Raw genomic sequence first — 19,089 nt, forward strand, 5'->3', positions numbered from 1 at the left:
GATCAATCCAGTGCCCTGGCGACCGCCGCGCGCAGGCGGGGCAGGGTTTCGGCCTCGAACCATGAGTGCTTCGCCATCCACAGGCGCGCGCGCCAGGCGGGGTGGGGCAGGGGAAAGAGGGGTCCGAACTCGCCCGCCCGCCGGACCCTTTCGGTCATGGTAAGGCGGCGCGTTTCGGGAAGGTAGGCGGCCTGGGCATAGCTGCCGACAAGCAGGGTCAGGCGCCGGGCGGGCAGGAGCGAGAGCACGCGGTCATGCCAGTGCGGCGCGCATTCCCGGCGCGGCGGGGCATCGCCGCCCTTGCGTCTGCCGGGATAGCAGAAACCCATCGGCATCAATGCGACCCTGGCAGGATCGTAGAACGCCGCGCGCTCCAGCCCGAGCCAGCCGCGCAGCCGCTCGCCGCTGTCGTCGTCCCACGGCACGCCGCTCGCATGGACCTTCGTTCCCGGCGCCTGCCCGATGATGAGCACCCGCGAGGCGGGCGAGAACTGCACCACCGGCCGCGGCCCCAATGGCAGGTGTTCGGCGCAAAGGGTGCAGGCGGCGATTTCGGCGTGAAGGCGCTCGGCGCGCTCGCTCACCCCTCGACCCGTTCGGCAAGCTCGAGCCAGCGTTCCTCGGCGGCGTCCTTTTCGGCGCGGGCGTTTTCCAGCCCCTTGGAGATGGTGGCGAAGCGCTGCGGATCCTTGGTGAAGAGGTCGGGATCGGAGAGGATCGCCTCGCCCTTGGCGATCGCCGCCTCCAGCTCCTCGATCCGCTGCGGCAGGCTCTCGTAGTCGCGCTGGTCCTTGTAGGAGAGCTTTTCGGCTTTCGGCGGGGGCGGGGACGGGGTCGGAGCGGGTGCCGGCCCGTCCGGTTTCGCCTTCGGCCCGCCCGCGACCGGCCGGGTGCGCTTCGCCTCCCAGTCCGCGTAGCCGCCCGCGACGATATCGACCTTGCCCGACCCGTCGAGCCCCAGCGTCACCGTCACCGTGCGGTCGAGGAAGTCGCGGTCGTGGCTGACGATCAGCACGGTGCCGTCGAAATCGGCGATCACCTCCTGCAACAGGTCGAGCGTTTCGAGATCGAGATCATTGGTCGGCTCGTCGAGCACGAGGAGGTTCGCCGTGCGTGCGAATTCGCGGGCAAGCAGCAGCCGCGAACGCTCGCCGCCCGACAGGATTCCGATCCTGGTGTCGACGATGGCGGGATCGAACAGGAATTCCTTGAGATAGGCCTGTACGTGCTTGCACACTCCGCGCACGTCGATCCAGTCGCCGCCCTCGGCGAGGATCTGGCGCACCGTGGCATCGGGTTCGAGCAGCTTCCTCTGCTGGTCGATCATCACGCCCGACAGGGTCCGTGCGTGCGTGATCGTCCCGCTGTCGGGTTCCAGCTCGCCGGTGAGGAGCTTCAGGAGCGTCGTCTTGCCCGCCCCGTTCGCGCCGACGATGCCGATCCGGTCGCCGCGCTGGATGCGCAGGGTGAAGGGCTTGATGACGGTGCGGTCCCCGAAGCTTTTCGAGATGCCTTCCGCGACGATCACCGATTTCGACTTGAAATCCTCGTCGCTCGCCAGCTTCAGCTTCGCCGCCCCGCCGGTCGAGATCATCGCGGCGCGCGCGGCGCGCATCTGGTGGAGTTTCTCGAGCCGCCCCTGATTGCGCTTGCGCCGCGCGGTCACGCCGCGTTCGAGCCAGTGCGCCTCGATCTTGAGCTTCGCGTCGAGCTTTTCCGCGGCGCGCGCCTCTTCGGCATAGACCGCTTCTTCCCACGCCTCGTAGCCGCCGAAACCGACCTCCTTGCGGCGCAGCGTGCCCCGGTCGAGCCACAGGGTCGCGCGGGTCAGGCGCTTGAGGAAGGTGCGGTCGTGGCTGATCGTGATGAAGGCGCCCCTGTACCGCGAAAGCCAGTCCTCGAGCCAGTCGATCGCACCGAGATCGAGGTGGTTGGTCGGTTCGTCGAGCAGCAGGAGATCGGGGTCCTGCGCCAGTGCGCGGGCGATCGCGGCGCGGCGGCGTTCGCCCCCGCTGGCGGTCGCCGCCTCGCGGGTCATGTCGATGCCGAGCTGGCCGGCGATCGCCTCGACCTCGTGCGGCGCGGGCGCATCCTCGCCGCCGAGCGCGAAATCCATCAGCGTGTCGAAACCGCTGAAATCGGGATCCTGTTCGAGAAAGACGATCCGCGTCCCCGGCTTCACCCGCCGCGTGCCGCGATCCGCCTCGATCCGTCCGGTGACCAGCCGCAGCAGCGTCGTCTTGCCCGCCCCGTTGCGCCCGATGAGCGCGAGCCGGTCACCCGGCAGGACATGGAGATCGACCGGCTCCGGCCCGTCCGAATTGGGGCCGCGACCGAACAGCCAGCGCCCGCCCTGCTGGAGCGAGACGTCTTCGAGGCTGAGGATCGGGGGGCGGGCCATTGCCGCGCTCAGGTAATCGCTTGCATCGCGGGCCACAAGGAGGTTGAGTGCGCGCGGTTCAGGGGATGGAAAGCCGGCCTGCGGGACAGGTCGGCGAAAAGGAGGACTTCGCCATGAAAACCGCTTCTGCCGCCGCGCTCGCCGGGGCGCTCTTCGCCCTTCCCGCAAGCGCCGCCAATGTCGAGATCGAGGCGGAAGGCCCGGTCATCCAGCTCAGCGTCCGCGAAAGCATCACGGCCGAGCCCGACATCGTCACCATCGGCGCGGGCGTCACCAGCGAGGCCCCGACGGCGGTCGAGGCGATGCGGCAGAACGCGGCCGAGATGACCCGCGTGATCGAGCGGATCAAGGCGCTCGGCGTCGCGGAGAAGGATATCCAGACCACCGGCGTCAACCTGTCGCCGCGTTACGACTATGATCGCGAGAACCGCGAACAGGTCTTCCGCGGCTACACCGTCTCCAACCGGGTGAGCGTGAAGCTGCGCGACATCGATGGCACGGGCGCGGCGCTCGATGCGCTGGTCGAGGCCGGGGCGACCGACATCAGCGGGCCGAATTTCGGGCTCGAGGACGACGAAGCGGCAACGGATGCGGCGCGCGATCGGGCGATCGAGCGCGCCGGCGAGCGGGCCGAGGCCTATGCCGCGATGCTGGGTTACGACGGGGCGAAGGTGCTCCGGATCAGCGAGATGATCCAGGGTCGCGGCCCGTCGCCCGCCAACGCGATGCGCGAAATGGCGGTAGACAGTGCCAGGGTCAGTGCGACCCCGGTCGAACCCGGCCTGGTCGAGACGAGCGTGATGATCGCGATCACCTATGAACTGGTCGATGAAGCCGCGCCGTGAGCCTGTTCGCGATCCCCGACGCCGTCCGGACCCGGCATGGGCTTTCCATTCACTGCCCGTTCAATGCCTTGGCGCTATTTCCTCACGCGATATGAAACGGCTTCGTTCCCTTCTCGCCGGCTTCCTAGCCGCTCTCGCGCTCGGCGCGCTCGTCGTCCCGGCTAGCGCGGGCGCGAGCGCCGCCGCGGCGCAGGACCAGTCCCGTTCCGACCAGGGCGAGGCGCGCAAGGCGATGAAGGCGGGCAACATCAAGACCATCGGCGAGATCGAGCGGCTCGTCCTCCCGCGGATGCGCGGCGCGGAATATCTCGGCTTCGCCTATGACGCGACCGCGCGCGCCTACCGCCTGAAGTTCATCAAGGAAGGGCGCGTCATCAACGTCGATGTCGATGGCGCCACGGGCCGGATCATCAACCGGTCGCGCTGACGCGAAGCGCGCCCGGGCGGTGGACACCGGACCCGCGCGTCCCCACCTGAGTTGACGAAGCGAAGCCGAACGCCCAACGAAACGGGTGCCCGGCAAAACGGGCGCCCGGGAACGGGCAAGGCGCAACAGGCAGATGGTGGACAATGCGGATCCTGATCGTCGAAGACGAACCCACGCTCGGCCAGCAGTTGAAGTCGACGCTGGAACAGAACGGCTATGCGGTGGACCTTTCCGCCGACGGGGAGGACGGGCACTTCCTCGGCAGCACGGAGGATTACGACGCGGTCATCCTCGACCTCGGCCTGCCGGGGATCGACGGGCTTACCGTGCTCGGGATGTGGCGGCGAGAGGGGCGGGACTTTCCCGTTCTCGTGCTGACCGCGCGCGACAGCTGGTCGGACAAGGTCGCGGGGCTTGACGCGGGCGCGGACGATTATCTCGCCAAGCCCTTCCAGACCGAGGAACTGATCGCCCGACTGCGCGCCCTGATCCGCCGCGCTTCCGGCAACACCTCCTCCGAACTGACCGCCGGGGACGTGCGGCTCGACACGCGTTCGGGCCGGGTGACGCTGGCGGGCGAGCCGGTCAAGCTGACCGCGCAGGAATACAAGCTGCTGTCCTACCTCATGCACCACAAGGGCAAGGTGGTCAGCCGCACCGAGCTTATCGAACATATCTACGACCAGGATTTCGATCGCGATTCCAATACGATCGAGGTCTTCGTCACCCGCATCCGCAAGAAACTCGGCGCAGAAGTGATCACGACGATCCGTGGCCTCGGTTACAGCCTCGACGACCCCGCGGACGCACCGCGGGCCTGAGCCCGCGGGCAGCGCCGCGACCTCGCCTGCGGGCGGGGCCGAAAGCGCTGCGGCGGCGGCTGGCGAGGCGGGGGCGCCGCCCGCCTCCGACCACCCGCTCGCCATGCGCCGGCGCGGCAGCCTCGCGCGGCGCATGGGGCTCATCGCGACGGGCTGGATCCTCGTCCTGCTCCTGGGCGGCGGGCTCGCGCTCGAACGCACGCTGACGGGGCAGGTGAAGGAGAATTTCGACGAACAGCTCGAATACATCCTCACCGCCATGATCGCCTCGGCCGAGGTCCAGCCCGGCGGCGAGGTGTCGTTCTACCGCGTGCTCGGCGACCAGCGCTTTCTCGAACCCGGCAGCGGGCTCTACTGGCAGATCGACGGCGACGGGCAGGACCCCTGGCCCTCGCGCAGCCTGTGGGACCGCACGCTCGAACTCGAAGGCGTGGTCGAGACGGACGGGGACGGTTTCGACAGCGAGGCGCGCTTCTACAACTCGCGCCAGTTCGAAGGCGAACCCCTGCGGATCGCGGAACGCACCGTCATCCTGCCCGGAAGCGACACGCGCTGGACCTTCGCCGTCGCCAGCGCGACCGAGGAGATCGACGCGCAGGTGCAGAGCGTGCGGCTGATCCTGATCTGGAGCTTCGCCGTGCTCGGCCTCGGCCTCATCGGGATGGCGCTGCTGCAGATCCGCTACGGCCTTTCCCCGCTGCGCCGGGTGCGCGCCGCGATCCAGACCCTGCGGACCACGGGCGAGAACCGGATCACCGAACCGCTCCCCGAAGAGGTCCAGCCGATGGTCGAGGAATTGAACGCACTCCTCGCCCATTCGGAGAAACAGGCCGAGGAAGCGCGGCGCCACGCGGGCAATCTCGCCCATGCTCTCAAGACCCCGCTCACCGTGCTGACCAACGCCGCCACCGCGCAGGCGCCCGACCTTGCCGAGGCCGTGATGCGCGAGACCCGCACGATGCAGCGCCATGTCGATCATCACCTCGCCCGCGCCCGCGCGGTCGGGCGGCGCGCGGTCGGCCATGCCCGCACCAATGTCCGCACCAGCGCCGAGGCGGTGCGCCGCGCGGTCGAGCGGCTCCATCCCGAAGGCCGGCTCGACATCGCGGGAAGCACGTCGGCCAAGGTCGCGGTCGAGCGGCAGGACCTCGACGAGATCCTCGGCAATCTGATCGAGAACGCGGCGAAATACGGCGGGGGCAGCGTGTTCGTGACGATCGACGCCGACAACGGGGCCGAACAGTGCCTGATCTGGATCGAGGACGACGGCCCCGGCATTCCCGAAGCCGAACGCGCCGGCATCTTCAACCGCGGCGCGCGGCTCGACACCGACAAGCCGGGGACGGGCCTTGGCCTTGCGATCGTGCGCGACGTGGTCGAAATCTACGGCGGGTCGGTGCAGCTCGGGCAGAGCGAGGATCTGGGCGGGCTGCTGGTCGAACTGCGCCTGCCGCGCGCCTGACGCTTTTTTCGTTCGCGGGCGAAGGGTTCGGTGAGGTTCCGCCGTTAGAGCCCGTGACCGGTAACCGACGCAGGAACACGGGGCCTAACGCGCCGAAACGAATGAAGGGGGACCTTGCCCCGATGCCGGCGGGCCCGATGCCCGCGACGCAGGCGGCTGACGCGGTGCTCGTCGCGCGCATCGCCGCGCGCGAGGAACAGGCGCTGGCCGAGGCGATCGCGGAGCACGCCGCGCTGCTCCACCGGATCGCCTACCGGATGCTGGGCGACGCGCACGAGGCCGAGGACATCGCGCAGGAAGCCATGCTGAGATTGTGGGACAAGGCGCCGGGCCTCGCGCCGGGGCGGATGCGGCTGGGGCCATGGCTGAAGCGGGTGACGGTGAACCTCGCGATCGACCGGCTGCGCGTGCGTCGCCGCCATTCGGGCGAGGATGACGTGCCGGAGCGCGCCGACGAGGCCCCGCTCGCCGACGAGGCGCTGGCGGCCGACGAGGAGGGCGCGCTCGCCCGCGCACTGATCGCCGGCCTGCCGGACCGCCAGCGGGCGGCGATCGTGCTGACCTATTACGAGGATCTCGCCAATGCCGAGGCGGCCGGGATCATGGAGATGAACATCAAGGCCTTCGAATCCCTCCTGCACCGCGCCCGCGCGGCGCTGCGGAAGGCGTTCGAGGCGCAGGTGGCGGGCGAAGGAGGCGCGTCATGAACGATCCCGCGCGCGAGGACGGCGCACCGATCCGGCCGGGCGAACCGCTCGATGCGGTCCTGCGCGCCGCGCGCGTGCCGCCGCTGCCCGGGGACTTCGCGGCGCGGGTGCTCGCCCGCACGGCCGGGCGGCCCGCCGATCAGGCCCCCGATCATGCGGCCGATCATGCCGCCGATGGCCCCGCCGAACTCCCGCCGCTGCGCCGGGCCGGACACCGCGCCGCGCGCTGGCGCAGCGGGCGGCGGCTGGCGGTGGGGGCGGCGGTGTTCGGCGCGCTCGCCAGCGCGGCGGCGGCGGCCGGCCTGTTCGGCGTGCTGCCCGACCGGGTGCCTTCGCCGGGCGAACTGTGGGCGAACATCGCGGGGCCGGAACGCGTCGCCGCCCCGCCGCCTCCGCCCGAAGCCGCCCCGCCGCGGCCCGCCGCGACCCGCGCCACCGTCGCCATCGAAGGCCCGATCGACACGCCCGAGGAGCTCGAGGAGGTCTTCCGCCGCTACGACGACTTGCGCGCCCGCCGCAGCGAGCAGCGCCGCGAGGCGACCGAGCGGCGGCTCGAACGCGCGCTGGAGCGGCGCCGCGAACAGGGCCTGGCGGTGCCGGATCCCGCAGCGGAGGCGCGCCTGCGCGAACGGATCGAGGCCGCCCGCGAGCGGCGCGAGGAACGCATCGGCCAGCGGCTCGAGACGCGGCGCGAGGAACTGCGCGAAAAGGTCGAGGCAGGCGAGGCGGTGCGTCCCGCGGATATACTTCCCGAACGCGGCCGCCGCGCGATCGAGCGCCTGCGCCAGCTTCCGCCCGACGAACGCCGCGAGCGGATCCGGCAATGGCGCGAAGGCCGCCAGCAGCGCCTCGAACGCCGGTTCGAAGGCCCGCCGGCGCCGCCTCCTGCGGACGCCGCGCCCGAACCGCCGCCGGACGGTTCGTAAGCGGCGGCGAAAAAAGGCCGCGGCGGATGCGAAGGGTCGCGCACGCCTTTCCCGTTCAGGCAATGTCCCTGCCCGGCGAACGTGACGAGACGGGCGGGATCGAACCGCAACGACTTCTGATCCGAAAGGACGCCATGATGCGAACCGTGATCTGCCTTCCCGCCCTCGCCGGGCTCGCCGCGCTCGGGCTCGTCCCGGCCCCCGCCTTCGCGCAGGAGAGCCGCACGAAGACCTTCGACGGGCCCAATGCGACCGTCACCCAGACCACGACCCTGGACCGCGAGGCCGGCACGCTCGAACGCGACCGCACCGCCACGGCCAAGGAAAGCGGCAAGACCGTCTCGACCAGCCTGGACCGCCAGCGCACCGAAACCGGCTCGACCGTCGCCCGCAGCCGGACCGGGCCGGAAGGCGCAACCCGCTCCTTCGAAGGCGAACGGGTGCGCGGCGAGATGGGTTCGACCTTCGCCGGCACCGCCACCACCCGCACCGGGGAGCAATACGGCGTCTCCGCATCGCGCAGCCGCGACGGGGCGGGCAATTCGCAGGCGAGCCAGCGCATCACCGGGCCGGAGGGCCAGACGCTCTACGGCCGCGACCGCACGACCACCCGCTCGCGCACGGAAAGCGGCGGGATCCGGACCGAACACAATGTCAGCCGCACGCGCGATCCCGAATTCCGCCCCCGGCGCGGCGCCGGCGGGCAGCGCCAGCGCCCGCCCCAGCGCGGCGGGCGTCCGCGCCGCTGACACCGCTTCGAGCCGCGCGCGCCCGGACCAGGCCCCGGGCCGGGCGCACAGCATGACCCGGCGCGGCTCGACGAGCCGGCCTGAGCCCCTGCAAGGTGGACGGGGGCGGGCCGGACGGGCACACGGGGGAGGCAAGGGCCCCCCCGTGTGCCCCTTCCCTTCCCGACGGCATCCAGTGCGCGTTCAAGCGCGCCTGCGCGGCGTCGCGGTGCTTCGCCGAAGGGAAAGCCCGTCCGCCCCCTAGCGAGAGCGCGCCTTTTCGTGGTGGCGGATCACCTCGTCGATGATGAAGCGCAGGAACTTCTCCGAGAATTCGGGATCGAGATCGGCTTCCTCAGACAATTTCCGCAGCCGCGCGATCTGGCGCCGTTCGCGCTCGGGATCGGCGGGGGGCAGGGTCGCCTTCGCCTTGTATTCGCCCACTGCCTGGGTGATCCGGAACCGTTCGGCAAGCATGTGGATCAGCGCCGCGTCGATGTTGTCGATGCTCCGGCGATAGCCCGCCAGGACCGGGTCGGGCGCGGGCGGGTCGGCGGCCTTTCCGGCTTCCCCGGCGGCGGGGGCGATGTGCGTTTCTTCGGACATGGATTGCAAGGCTAACAGCAATTTGCGGCTTGCCAAGCGTCCAAGCCTCTTCCAAATGCGCCTGCATATGACAGCCGACGTCGTCCCCCTGCCGCGCAAGCGGCCGACGCTCGATCCGATGCTCTCCCTCACGGCGAGCGGGATGAATGCGGTGAACACCGTCATTCTGGAACGGATGCAGAGCGAGATTCCGCTCATCCCGCGGCTCGCCGGGCATCTCATTTCGGGCGGGGGAAAACGGCTCCGGCCGATGCTGACGCTCGCCGGGGCGGAACTGGTCGGCTACAACGGCACGCGCCATCACAAGCTCGCGGCCGCGGTCGAATTCATCCACACCGCGACGCTGCTGCACGACGATGTCGTCGACGGCAGCGAATTGCGGCGCGGCAAGGCGGCGGCGAACATCGTGTTCGGCAATCCGGCGACGGTGCTGGTCGGCGATTTCCTGTTCTCCCGCGCCTTCGAACTGATGACCGAGGACGGGTCCCTGCGCGTTCTCAAGATCCTCAGCCATGCGAGCGCGGTGATCGCCGAGGGCGAGGTCTCGCAGCTCACCGCCCAGCGCCAGATCGAGACGAGCGAGGAACGCTATCTCGACATCATCGGGGCCAAGACCGCCGCGCTCTTCGCCGCGGCCAGCCAGATCGCCGCCGTGGTCGCGGAATGCTCCGACGAGCAGGAACGCGCGCTCGAAGGATACGGGCGCAATCTCGGCGTCGCCTTCCAGCTCGTCGACGACGCGATCGACTACGATTCCGACGCGGCGCAGATGGGCAAGGACCGGGGCGACGATTTCCGCGAGGGCAAGATGACGCTCCCCGTCATCCTCGCCCACGCCCGCGGCAGCGGGGAGGAGCGCAAGTTCTGGCGTGACGCGATCCTCGGCCACCGCGCGAGCGACGAGGATTTCGCCCACGCCGTCGCCCTGATCGAGAAGCACGACGCGCTCGAGGACACGCGCGAACGCGCCCGCCATTTCGCCCACCGGGCGATCGACGCGATCTCGATCTTCCCCGACGGCAAGGCGCGCGCGGCGATGACGGAAGCCGCGCAATTCGCGGTCGCGCGGGGATATTGAGCTACGGAAACTCAATAAATCCCCGTTCGCCCGGGCGAAACGCGTCGGGTTTATCGCGCCAGATGAATTCGATTCTGAATGGAGCCTTGAGACTCCGGGCACACCGCCCGATGATTTTTGCGGCATCCTCGGCCGAAACGCCTTGAAAAGAGAAATTGTGGCTCGGCACAAACTTGTAGCCTTGGTCCTCAAATTTCCCTTCTTTAATATTTGCTCCGGAAGCTCGACGGAGGCCATCAACGGAGCCTGTCGCGCTTAAGGCTTGGATAAGCGCGTGCCTCACGAAGCCATCCCAATTGAACTTGGCAGGGCTCGCGCCGTCGAAGTGACCATCCATAACCTTCGTGTGTGTCAATGGCGGCAGTCTCTCAAGCGAGTGACGCTTGATGCCGGGAAACTTGTCTGGCGTGGTAGAAGCCGTCACTCCCTTCTCGTGCAGATCAAGTAAGCGGGTGATGACCGACGCAGGAGTGTCCACGAATGGTTGAGCCAACGCCTGAAGGCGCGGGAAGTCCGAGTCTGCAATCTCAATCTTCATCAACGCCTCCATAAATCCATCAATTCATAATTTCATATTTTCATATCGAGGCTCGTCCGTCAAGATGAATTCGCTTCCGATCCACGAAGTGCTGCCGCAAGTGCTCGGCGCCCTGCGCGATTGCGGCGCGGGCGTGCTGGTCGCGCCGCCGGGGGCGGGCAAGACCACCGCGGTGGCCCCCGCGCTGCTGGGGGAGGCGTGGTGCGATGGGCAGGTCATCCTGACCTCGCCCCGCCGGGTCGCCGCCCGCGCCGCGGCCGAACGGATGGCGGCCATGCTGGGGGAGGAGGCGGGCGGGACGATCGGCTATGCGACGCGGCTCGAAAGCCGGATCTCGGCGCGGACCCGCGTGCTGGTCGTGACCGAGGCGATCCTGGTCAACCGGCTGGTCGAGGACCCGGAACTGCCCGGCGTCTCGGCGCTGCTGTTCGACGAGGCGCACGAACGGCATCTCGACAGCGACCTTGCGCTCGCGCTCGCGCTCGAAAGCCGCGCAGTGCTGCGCGAGGATCTGCGCGTGCTGGTCATGTCGGCGACGATCGACGGGGCGCGTTTCGCCCGGCTGCTGGGCGAGGGAGCGCCGGTCCTGACCAGCGAAGGGCGAAGTTTTCCGCTGGAGATAAAATGGCTTGGCGGTGATGCCTCGCAAGCGGTCGAGGACCGGGTCGCGGGCGCCGTGATGCGGGCATGGCGCGAGGAGACGGGCGACGTGCTCGCCTTCCTGCCGGGCCTGCGCGAAATCGAACGGGTCCGCGAACGGCTCGGGCCTCGCCTGCCCGATACCCCGATCCTGCCGCTCCACGGGCAGGTCGAGCCCGCCGCCCAGCGTGCCGCCATCGCGCGCGATCCGACGGGGCGCCGCCGCATCGTGCTGGCGAGCGCGATCGCGGAGACCTCGCTCACCCTGGACGGCGTTTCGGTCGTGGTCGACAGCGGCCTTGCGCGCCTGGCCGAATTCGATCCCGCGGCGGGGACCACCCATCTCGTCACCCGCCGGGCGAGCCGCGCCGCCGCCGATCAGCGCGCGGGCCGGGCGGCGCGGCAGGGGCCGGGCGTCGCCTACCGGTTGTGGGAGGAAGCCGGGCATCCCGGCCGGCCCGAATTCGCCGCGCCCGAAATCGCGACCGCCGACCTCGCTCCGCTGGTGCTGACGCTGGCGCGCTGGGGCGGGGGCGATCCGGCCGCGCTGCCGTGGCTCGACCCGCCGCCCGAAGTCGCCGTCGCAAGCGCGCGGGCGCGGCTGGCGGCGATGGGCGCGCTTGATGCGCCGGAACACGGGGGCCGGATCACCGCATGGGGTCAAAAGGTCGCGGCCCTGCCGATGGCGCCAGACCATGCCGCCGCGCTGCTTTTCGCCGCCGAGGCCGGGTGCGAGGAGGAGGCGGCGCGGCTCGTAATGCTGTTGCAGGAACGCGGTCTCGGCGGGCGGAGCGAGGACCTCGCGCAGCGCCTCGCGGCATGGGCGCGGGAGCGCGGCAAGCGGGCCGAGGCCGCGCGCGGGACCGCGAAGGGATGGGCGAAGCGGGCGCGGGGGCTGGCGGAGCGGGGCGCGCGCGAGCTCGATCCGTTCGAATGCCTCGCCCTTGCGCGGCCCGATTTCGTCGCCCGACGGCGCGATGCTGCGGGCGAGCACTGGCTCGCGGCGGGCGGGCGCGGGTTCCGGCTCGATCCGGCCTCGCCGCTGGCGCGTGCGGAATGGATCGTGATCGGCGACGCGCAGGGACAGGCATCGGGCGCGCGGATTACCGCGGGCGCGGCCCTGGCACCCGAACGGGTCGCGGCGATCTTTGCGGATCGAATCGAGGAAACGCTCGCAACCGATTGGGATGACGGCAAGAACCGGGTGCGCGCGGTGCGGCATCGGCGGCTCGGCGCGATCACGCTGACGAGCGTGCCGGAGCCTTCGCCCGACCCGCAGGCGGTTGTGGATATCCTCGTGGACAAGGCTCTGGAAAAGCTGGGGACCGGGAACGGCCTGCTGCCCGCGGGTTTCCTTGCCCGCGCCCGCTTCGCCGGGATCGAGGCGCTTTCGCCCGAAGCGCTGCGAGAGAGCGCCGCCCTGTGGCTCGCCCCCCTGCTCGAGGGTCGGCGCGATCTCGAGCTTGCCCCGGCGAAGGTGGCGGAGGCGGCGCTCGGGCTGGCCGGTTGGGACGAGCGCCAGCGATTGGGGCGCGAGGCCCCGATCCATTTCACCTCGCCCGCGGGCACGCGGCACGCGATCGACTATGCGGGCGAGGACGCGCCGAGCGTAGAGGTGCGGGTGCAGGCGCTGTTCGGGCTCGACGCGCATCCGATGATCGGCGGGGTGCCGCTGCTGCTCAAGCTCACCAGTCCCGCCGGCCGCCCGGTGCAGGCGACGCGCGACCTGCCCGGCTTCTGGCGCGGCAGCTGGTTGGACGTGGCGAAGGACATGAAGGGCCGCTATCCCAAGCACCGCTGGCCCGAGCGGCCGTGGGAAGAAAAGCCGAGCCTCAAGACAAAGAATGCCTTCAATCGCGGCTGATTCTGGATTATCGGAAAACGCCATGGTTTGAGCGGGTCCGTCGGCGCGCGAAACGCGCCGCAAGGCCGACCGGCCGCCCGCAGCGACGCGGCCATCAGGCCGCATGAGCGAGGAAACGCAGACAAAATGCCCGCAGTGATCTACCAGCAGCCCAAGAGCGCGATGCAGTCCGGCAAGGCCCAGACCGATACCTGGGTGCTCGAATTCGAGCGGTCGCAGGCGCTGCGGCCCGACCCGCTGATGGGTTGGGCCGGGAGCGGCGACACGCAGGCGCAGGTGCGACTGAACTTCCCGACCAAGGAAGCGGCCAGGGCCTATGCCGAGAAACACGGCATTCCCGCGCGGGTCCATGCGACGCCGCCCAAGCGGCTCAAGCTCCAGGCCTACGCGGATAATTTCAAGTAGTATCCTCGCTCATGCGAGCTGCGCTCGTGGGGCTTGAATCCCGGTGTTGAATTCGCGCGAGTTTCGCGCCATATGCGCGTCCGGGAGTCGGGTGGACGTTTGCGTTCGCTCACCGGGTCAGGTCCGGAAGGAAGCAGCCCAGGTGAATTGCGGCGGGTCGCTCGGCTCCTTCATTCCCCTCGCAGCGCACATTTTTCGCGACGGCTTGCCATGACAAAGGCTCGCCGAGCGCCTAGCTTGCGCGCGTGAACGATTCCGATTCCAACCTGCCCGAGACCGAGGAAGACGACCGCCCAAGCGCGGCCGAGCTCGAGGCTGCGGGCCAGGATTCCATGTTCGGGAAGGCGCCCGCACCTGCGCCCGAACCCGCGCCGGCACCCTCTGCCGCTCCCGCTCCGCCCGACCAGGCGCAGCCCTACCGCGTCCTCGCGCGGAAATACCGCCCGCAGACCTTCAGCCAGCTGATCGGGCAGGAGCCCATGGTCCGCACGCTCGCCAATGCGATCGAGCGCGACCGGCTGGCCCATGCCTTCCTGATGACCGGGGTGAGGGGGGTCGGCAAGACCTCGACCGCGCGGCTGATTGCAAAGGCGCTCAATTGCGTCGGGCCGGACGGGACCGGCGGGCCGACGATCGATCCCTGCGGCCAGTGCGAACCCTGTCGCGCCATCGCCGAGGGGCGGCACATCGACGTGATCGAGATGGACGCGGCCTCCAACACCGGGGTCGACGACGTGCGCGAGATCATCGACGCGGTGCAGTATTCGGCCGTTTCGGCGCGCTACAAGATCTACATCATCGACGAGGTCCACATGCTCACGCGCAATGCGTTCAACGCATTGCTCAAGACGCTGGAGGAACCCCCGGCGCACGTCAAATTCCTGTTCGCCACGACCGAAGTGGAAAAGCTGCCCGTCACCGTGCTCAGCCGGACGCAGCGTTTCGACCTCAGGCGCATTCCGGCGGACCTGCTTGCGCGGCATTTCGCCTGGGTCTGCGCCGAGGAAGGGGTCGAGGCGGAGGACGAGGCGCTCGCCATCATCGCCGCGGCCGCCGAAGGATCGGTGCGCGACGGGCTTTCGATCCTCGACCAGGCGATCGCCCATGCGGATCTCGACGAGGGCGGCAGAGTGACCGCGCAGCGGGTGCGCGACATGCTCGGCCTTGCCGACAAGAGCGCGCGGCGCCGCCTGCTCGGCCACGTGCTCGATGGCGACGCGCAGGCGCTGTTGGCGGCGGTGGGCGAGCAATACGCGCTGGGGGTCGAGCCGCTCGCGCTGATGCGGGCGCTGATGGACCTCGTCCACCGCATCACCGTGGCGCAGGTTGCCGCGGCGGAGCCCGATGCGCCCGGCGAGGAGGAGCGCCGCGCGCTCGCCGATTTCGCCGCGCGGCTGGGGGCGGGGGAACTCCACCGCCTGTGGCAATTGCTGCTGAAGGGGCACGAGGAGGTCCGCTCCGCGCCTGATCCGCTGGTCGCGCTGGAGATGGCGCTGCTGCGGGTGCTGCACGCGGCCGAGATGCCCGATCCGGGCCGGCTGGCGCGGCGGATCGAGGAAATTGCGAAGAACGGCCCGACCCCCGCGCCCGCTGCGCCGCCGGGCGAGGGCGGTGCTGGCGGCGGCGCGGAAACGGCGCAGGATCACGCGGACTGGGCCGAACTCGTCGAGCGGGTCGAGGCGGCAGGGCACCTGCGCGTCGCCCAGATGATGCGCGACCGGGTGCGGGTGATCGAACTGGGCGATGAACGTCTCGTGTTCCAGCGGGCGGACAGTTTTCCCGACGATCCCGCGCCCGAAATCCGCGACGCGCTGCTCAAGCTGACCGGACGGCGCTGGCATCTTGAAGAAGGTGACGGCCCCGCGCAGCCTTCCCTGCGGGAAACCGCCGAGGCCGAGGCAAGGGCCGCGCGCGATCGGATCGCGGCCGACCCGCTGGTCAAGGCCGCGCTTGCGAATTTTCCCGAGGCCGAATGGCTCGAGGACGAGGGGCAGCAAGGCAAGGTCGCGCGCATGAGCCGCGCGACGTGAACGACATGGAGACGACGCGATGAAATCGATGGAAGAAATGATGCAGGCGGCCCAGCAGGCGGCCGAGCAGATCCAGAAGCAGATGGGCGAAATGCAGGCCAAGCTCGACAGCCTCGAGGTCGAGGGCCGTTCGGGCGGGGGCCTTGTCACGGTCCGCGCGACCGCCAAGGGTCGCATCCTCGGTGTCGCGATCGACGACAGCCTGATGAAGCCGGAGGAAAAGCAGGTGCTCGAGGACCTCGTCACCGCCGCCTTCAACGACGCGCGCGACAAGGCCGACCGGGTTTCGGCCGAACAGATGAAGGAAATGCAGGGCTCGATGGGCCTGCCGCCGGGGTTCAACCTGCCGGGCATGGGGTGAGGACGGCCGGTTCCGAGCCCGCGACACGAGGCGCCGGTCCTTCGCTTGTCGCAAGGCCGCAGCATGAGCGGCCTTCGCTTGTCGCAAGGCCGCAGCATGAACGGCCTTCGCTTGCCGCAGGGTCGCGGCAGGCGCGCGCCGGGGCGGAGGCATTGCCGACGGCGTCCACAGCGTAATCCTGCGCGCCATTGCGAGCGCGGCCCGCGCTACCCATATTCGCGGGCAAAGGCAGGCACTTCTGCCGCCAGCGACAAGTTCTTCACGGACCCGATGACATGACCCAGACCTTTCCCCTCCTCCCCCTTCGCGACATCGTCGTCTTTCCCGGCATGGTCGTGCCCCTGTTCGTCGGGCGCGAGAAATCGGTTGCCGCGCTAGAGGCGGCGATGGAAGCTTCGAAGGACATATTCCTCCTCGCCCAGCTCGATCCGGGCACCGACGATCCGGAGGCCGAAGACCTCTACGAGGTCGGCGTGGTCGCGCAGGTGCTCCAGCTGCTGAAACTGCCCGACGGGACCGTGCGCGTGCTGGTAGAGGGGACCCATCGTGCTCGGCTGGCAGAGCTTTCCGCGGCGGATGGCCACGTCCTCGCCAAGGTCGACCTGCTCGAGCCGGAGACGGTCGCGGGCAGCGAAGTCACCGCGCTGATGCGTCAGGTGTCCGAACAGTTCGGCGAATATGCCAAGCTCAACAAGAAGCTGGGCGAGGAAACCGACATCGAGCTGGGCGAGGTCGACGATGCCGGCCAGCTTGCCGACATGATCGCCGCCGCGATCAGCGCGAAGGTATCCGACAAGCAATCGCTGCTGGCCGAGAGCAATCCCCTCAAGCGGCTCGAACTCGTCATGGCCTTCATGGAAGGCGAGCTGTCCGTCCTCCAGGTCGAGCGCAAGATCCGCGGGCGCGTGAAGCGCCAGATGGAGAAGACGCAGCGCGAATATTACCTCAACGAACAGTTGAAGGCGATCCAGAGCGAACTGGGCGGCGGCGACGGCGAGGACGGCGACGAGATCGCCGAGCTGACCGAGAAGATCGAGAAGACCAAGCTGTCGAAGGAAGCGAAAGCCAAGGCGCAGGCCGAGCTCAAGAAGCTGAAGGCGATGCAGCCGATGAGCGCGGAGGCGACCGTGATCCGCAATTATCTCGACGTGCTGCTGGGCCTGCCCTGGGGCAAGAAATCGAAGATCAAGAAGGACATAGCCGCTGCGCAGGACGTGCTCGATGCGGACCATTACGGCCTTGAAAAGGTCAAGGACCGGATCATCGAATACCTCGCGGTGCAGGCGCGCACCAACAAGCTGAAAGGCCCGATCCTGTGCCTTGTCGGCCCGCCCGGGGTGGGCAAGACCAGCCTCGGCAAGTCGATCGCCAAGGCGACGGGCCGTGAATTCGTGCGCCAGTCGCTGGGCGGCGTGCGCGACGAGGCGGAAATCCGCGGCCACCGGCGCACCTATATCGGATCGATGCCGGGCAAGATCGTCAGCAACCTCAAGAAGGCAGGCACGATCAACCCGCTGTTCCTGCTCGACGAGATCGACAAGCTCGGCCAGGATTTCCGCGGCGATCCCGCCTCGGCCCTGCTCGAGGTGCTCGACCCGGAACAGAACAACAAGTTCCAGGACCACTATCTCGAACTCGACCTCGATCTGTCGGGGATCATGTTCGTGACCACCGCGAACAGCCTCGACCTGCCGCAGCCGCTGCTCGACCGGATGGAGATCATCCGGCTGGAAGGCTACACCGAGGACGAAAAGGTCGAGATCGCCAAGCGCCACCTGCTGCCCAAGCAGATCGACGAGCACGGCCTCAAGGAGGGCGAGTTCCATCTCACCGAAGAGGGTCTGCGCGATCTCATCCGCTACTACACCCGCGAGGCGGGCGTCCGCACGCTGGAGCGCGAGATCGCGCGGCTGGCGCGGAAATCGCTGCGCAAGATCCTCGAAGGCGAGGTGGACAGCGTGACCGTGACGCCCGAAAACCTCGGCGATTTCGCGGGCGTGCGGAAATTCAAGCACGGCATGAGCGAGGAAGAGGCGCAGGTCGGCGCGGTGACGGGTCTCGCCTGGACGCAGGTCGGCGGCGAGCTGCTCACCATCGAAAGCGTGACCACGCCGGGCAAGGGCGAGATCAAGACCACCGGCAAGCTCGGCGAGGTGATGAACGAAAGCGTCGCGGCCGCCTTCAGCTTCGTCAAGGCGCGCGCTCCGGCCTACGGGATCAAGCCTTCGATCTTCCAGCGCAAGAACGTCCACATCCACCTGCCCGAAGGCGCCGTCCCAAAGGACGGGCCGAGCGCCGGGATCGGCATGGTCACCTCGATCGTCTCGACCCTCACCGGCGCGCATGTCCGGCCCGACATCGCCATGACCGGCGAAGTCACCCTGCGCGGGCGGGTGCTGGCGATCGGCGGACTGAAGGAGAAACTGCTTGCGGCGCTGCGCGGCGGGATCAAGACCGTCCTCATCCCCGAGGAGAACGTCAAGGACCTCGCCGAGATTCCCGATCGCGTGAAGGAAGGCCTCGAGATCGTCGCGGTCAGCCACGTCGACGAGGTGCTCGATCGCGCGATCATCGACCTGCCCGATCCGATCGAATGGACCGAGAAGGACGATCTCGCCTCTCAGCCGCACGCCGCCGCAGGGAGCGAAAATCCTGTCGCTTCGGACGTGCCAACCGCGCATTGAGCGGCTAGGGAAGCCCGGCTTGCCGCGAATCGCGGTAAGGGTCGCAAACTGCACGGGAATGACGCCGGATGATCCGATCGGGAGGCGAACCTCGGTTCGTCGCAAAAGCCGTGGCTTCATCCCGCAGGCGCGGTTTTCCGGGCGATTTGCCTTTGACAGCCTCTCGCAAAAAGTCTCATTCTGTAGGCTTTCGAGGGAGGCGATTCACCGATTCCACACACAATCTCAAAAGTGAGGGGGTTCCCAACATGAACAAGAACGATCTGATCAGCGCCGTCGCCGAAACGAGTGGCCTTTCCAAAAACGACGCCTCCAATGCCGTCGAAGGCGTGTTCGAGGCGATCACCAAGGCGCTTTCGAGCGGGGACGAAGTCCGGCTGGTCGGCTTCGGCACGTTCTCGGTCGCGAAGCGCAAGGCCTCGACCGGACGCAATCCGCGCACCGGCGAAGAAATGAAGATTCCGGCGTCGAACCAGCCCAAGTTCAAGGCCGGCAAGGGCCTCAAGGACGCGGTCAACTGACGACCGGCCAAGCCGGGCAGGGCGCCTCGCCTCGCTGTCCGGGCCG

The 19,089-nt window shown here is 69.0% G+C and carries 18 protein-coding genes and 1 other RNA gene; 15 read left to right on the forward strand and 4 right to left on the reverse strand.

What is annotated here, in order from left to right; genetic code table 11:
* Positions 1–2: 2 nt before the first annotated feature.
* Positions 3–584: a uracil-DNA glycosylase family protein gene (locus BLU08_RS01435; protein WP_090194362.1), complete on the reverse strand. Its 582-nt coding sequence runs from the start codon at positions 582–584 to the stop codon at positions 3–5.
* The gene (locus BLU08_RS01440; protein ID WP_090194364.1) at positions 581–2,401 is read right to left on the reverse strand and encodes an ABC-F family ATP-binding cassette domain-containing protein; all 1,821 of its coding nucleotides are present in this window, start codon (positions 2,399–2,401) and stop codon (positions 581–583) included. Before BLU08_RS01440 ends, BLU08_RS01435 begins: the two co-directional genes overlap by 4 nt.
* A gap of 113 nt (positions 2,402–2,514) precedes the next feature.
* Between BLU08_RS01440 and BLU08_RS01445 the strand changes: the two genes are divergently transcribed.
* The 7 genes from BLU08_RS01445 (at position 2,515) to BLU08_RS01475 (ending at position 8,338) form a co-directional block, all read left to right on the forward strand.
* Entirely contained in the window at positions 2,515–3,246 is a 732-nt protein-coding gene (locus BLU08_RS01445) for an SIMPL domain-containing protein (protein WP_090200859.1), read from the forward strand.
* A 91-nt stretch (positions 3,247–3,337) separates the two neighbouring features.
* A complete protein-coding gene (locus tag BLU08_RS01450; RefSeq protein WP_090194366.1) occupies positions 3,338–3,673 on the forward strand; it encodes a hypothetical protein in 336 nt (111 codons plus the stop codon).
* Between the two features lie 143 nt (positions 3,674–3,816).
* Positions 3,817–4,494 (forward strand): response regulator transcription factor, encoded by a 678-nt coding sequence (locus BLU08_RS01455; RefSeq protein WP_090194368.1) that lies wholly within the window; start codon positions 3,817–3,819, stop codon positions 4,492–4,494.
* Complete coding sequence (locus BLU08_RS01460) at positions 4,445–5,956, forward strand: sensor histidine kinase (RefSeq protein WP_369816810.1); 1,512 nt, start codon at positions 4,445–4,447, stop codon at positions 5,954–5,956. Before BLU08_RS01455 ends, BLU08_RS01460 begins: the two co-directional genes overlap by 50 nt.
* A 137-nt stretch (positions 5,957–6,093) precedes the next feature.
* On the forward strand, positions 6,094–6,663 hold the full coding sequence (locus BLU08_RS01465) for a sigma-70 family RNA polymerase sigma factor (protein WP_172800956.1): 570 nt from the start codon (positions 6,094–6,096) through the stop codon (positions 6,661–6,663).
* Complete coding sequence (locus tag BLU08_RS01470) at positions 6,660–7,589, forward strand: hypothetical protein (protein ID WP_090194371.1); 930 nt, start codon at positions 6,660–6,662, stop codon at positions 7,587–7,589. Before BLU08_RS01465 ends, BLU08_RS01470 begins: the two co-directional genes overlap by 4 nt.
* Positions 7,590–7,651: 62 nt before the next feature.
* Positions 7,652–8,338, forward strand: coding sequence for a hypothetical protein (locus BLU08_RS01475; RefSeq protein WP_090194373.1), 687 nt, complete (start codon positions 7,652–7,654; stop codon positions 8,336–8,338).
* Positions 8,339–8,578: 240 nt separating this feature from the next.
* On the opposite strand, the gene BLU08_RS01480 is transcribed toward BLU08_RS01475, so the two are convergent.
* Complete coding sequence (locus tag BLU08_RS01480) at positions 8,579–8,923, reverse strand: chorismate mutase (protein WP_233996042.1); 345 nt, start codon at positions 8,921–8,923, stop codon at positions 8,579–8,581.
* A 67-nt stretch (positions 8,924–8,990) separates the two neighbouring features.
* Here BLU08_RS01480 and BLU08_RS01485 point away from each other — a divergent pair, with 67 nt between their 5' ends.
* Positions 8,991–10,001: a polyprenyl synthetase family protein gene (locus BLU08_RS01485; RefSeq protein ID WP_090200865.1), complete on the forward strand. Its 1,011-nt coding sequence runs from the start codon at positions 8,991–8,993 to the stop codon at positions 9,999–10,001.
* Between the two features lies 1 nt (position 10,002).
* Here the strand turns inward: BLU08_RS01485 and BLU08_RS01490 are convergent, their stop codons facing one another.
* Positions 10,003–10,539: a T4SS efffector SepA family protein gene (locus BLU08_RS01490; protein ID WP_157674418.1), complete on the reverse strand. Its 537-nt coding sequence runs from the start codon at positions 10,537–10,539 to the stop codon at positions 10,003–10,005.
* 64 nt (positions 10,540–10,603) lie between these two features.
* Between BLU08_RS01490 and hrpB the strand changes: the two genes are divergently transcribed.
* The 7 genes from hrpB (at position 10,604) to BLU08_RS01525 (ending at position 19,043) form a co-directional block, all read left to right on the forward strand.
* Positions 10,604–13,042 carry an ATP-dependent helicase HrpB gene (hrpB, locus tag BLU08_RS01495; RefSeq protein WP_090194377.1) on the forward strand — a complete coding sequence of 813 codons (2,439 nt, stop codon included), beginning with the start codon at positions 10,604–10,606 and terminating at the stop codon, positions 13,040–13,042.
* 126 nt (positions 13,043–13,168) lie between these two features.
* Positions 13,169–13,447 carry an ETC complex I subunit gene (locus BLU08_RS01500; protein ID WP_090194378.1) on the forward strand — a complete coding sequence of 93 codons (279 nt, stop codon included), beginning with the start codon at positions 13,169–13,171 and terminating at the stop codon, positions 13,445–13,447.
* An 80-nt stretch (positions 13,448–13,527) separates the two neighbouring features.
* Positions 13,528–13,622, forward strand: an RNA gene (ffs, locus tag BLU08_RS01505) — signal recognition particle sRNA small type.
* A gap of 70 nt (positions 13,623–13,692) precedes the next feature.
* Entirely contained in the window at positions 13,693–15,477 is a 1,785-nt protein-coding gene (locus BLU08_RS01510) for a DNA polymerase III subunit gamma/tau (protein WP_233996043.1), read from the forward strand.
* A gap of 19 nt (positions 15,478–15,496) precedes the next feature.
* Positions 15,497–15,838 (forward strand): YbaB/EbfC family nucleoid-associated protein, encoded by a 342-nt coding sequence (locus BLU08_RS01515; protein WP_090194381.1) that lies wholly within the window; start codon positions 15,497–15,499, stop codon positions 15,836–15,838.
* A gap of 275 nt (positions 15,839–16,113) precedes the next feature.
* Positions 16,114–18,522, forward strand: a complete 2,409-nt coding sequence (gene lon / locus BLU08_RS01520; protein ID WP_090194384.1) for an endopeptidase La — start codon at positions 16,114–16,116, stop codon at positions 18,520–18,522.
* Between the two features lie 248 nt (positions 18,523–18,770).
* Positions 18,771–19,043 carry an HU family DNA-binding protein gene (locus tag BLU08_RS01525; protein WP_034900822.1) on the forward strand — a complete coding sequence of 91 codons (273 nt, stop codon included), beginning with the start codon at positions 18,771–18,773 and terminating at the stop codon, positions 19,041–19,043.
* The last annotated feature ends 46 nt before the right edge of the window (positions 19,044–19,089 follow it).

Origin of the sequence: Erythrobacter sp. HL-111 (assembly GCF_900105095.1) — a bacterium.
Classification (GTDB): Bacteria; Pseudomonadota; Alphaproteobacteria; order Sphingomonadales; family Sphingomonadaceae; genus Erythrobacter.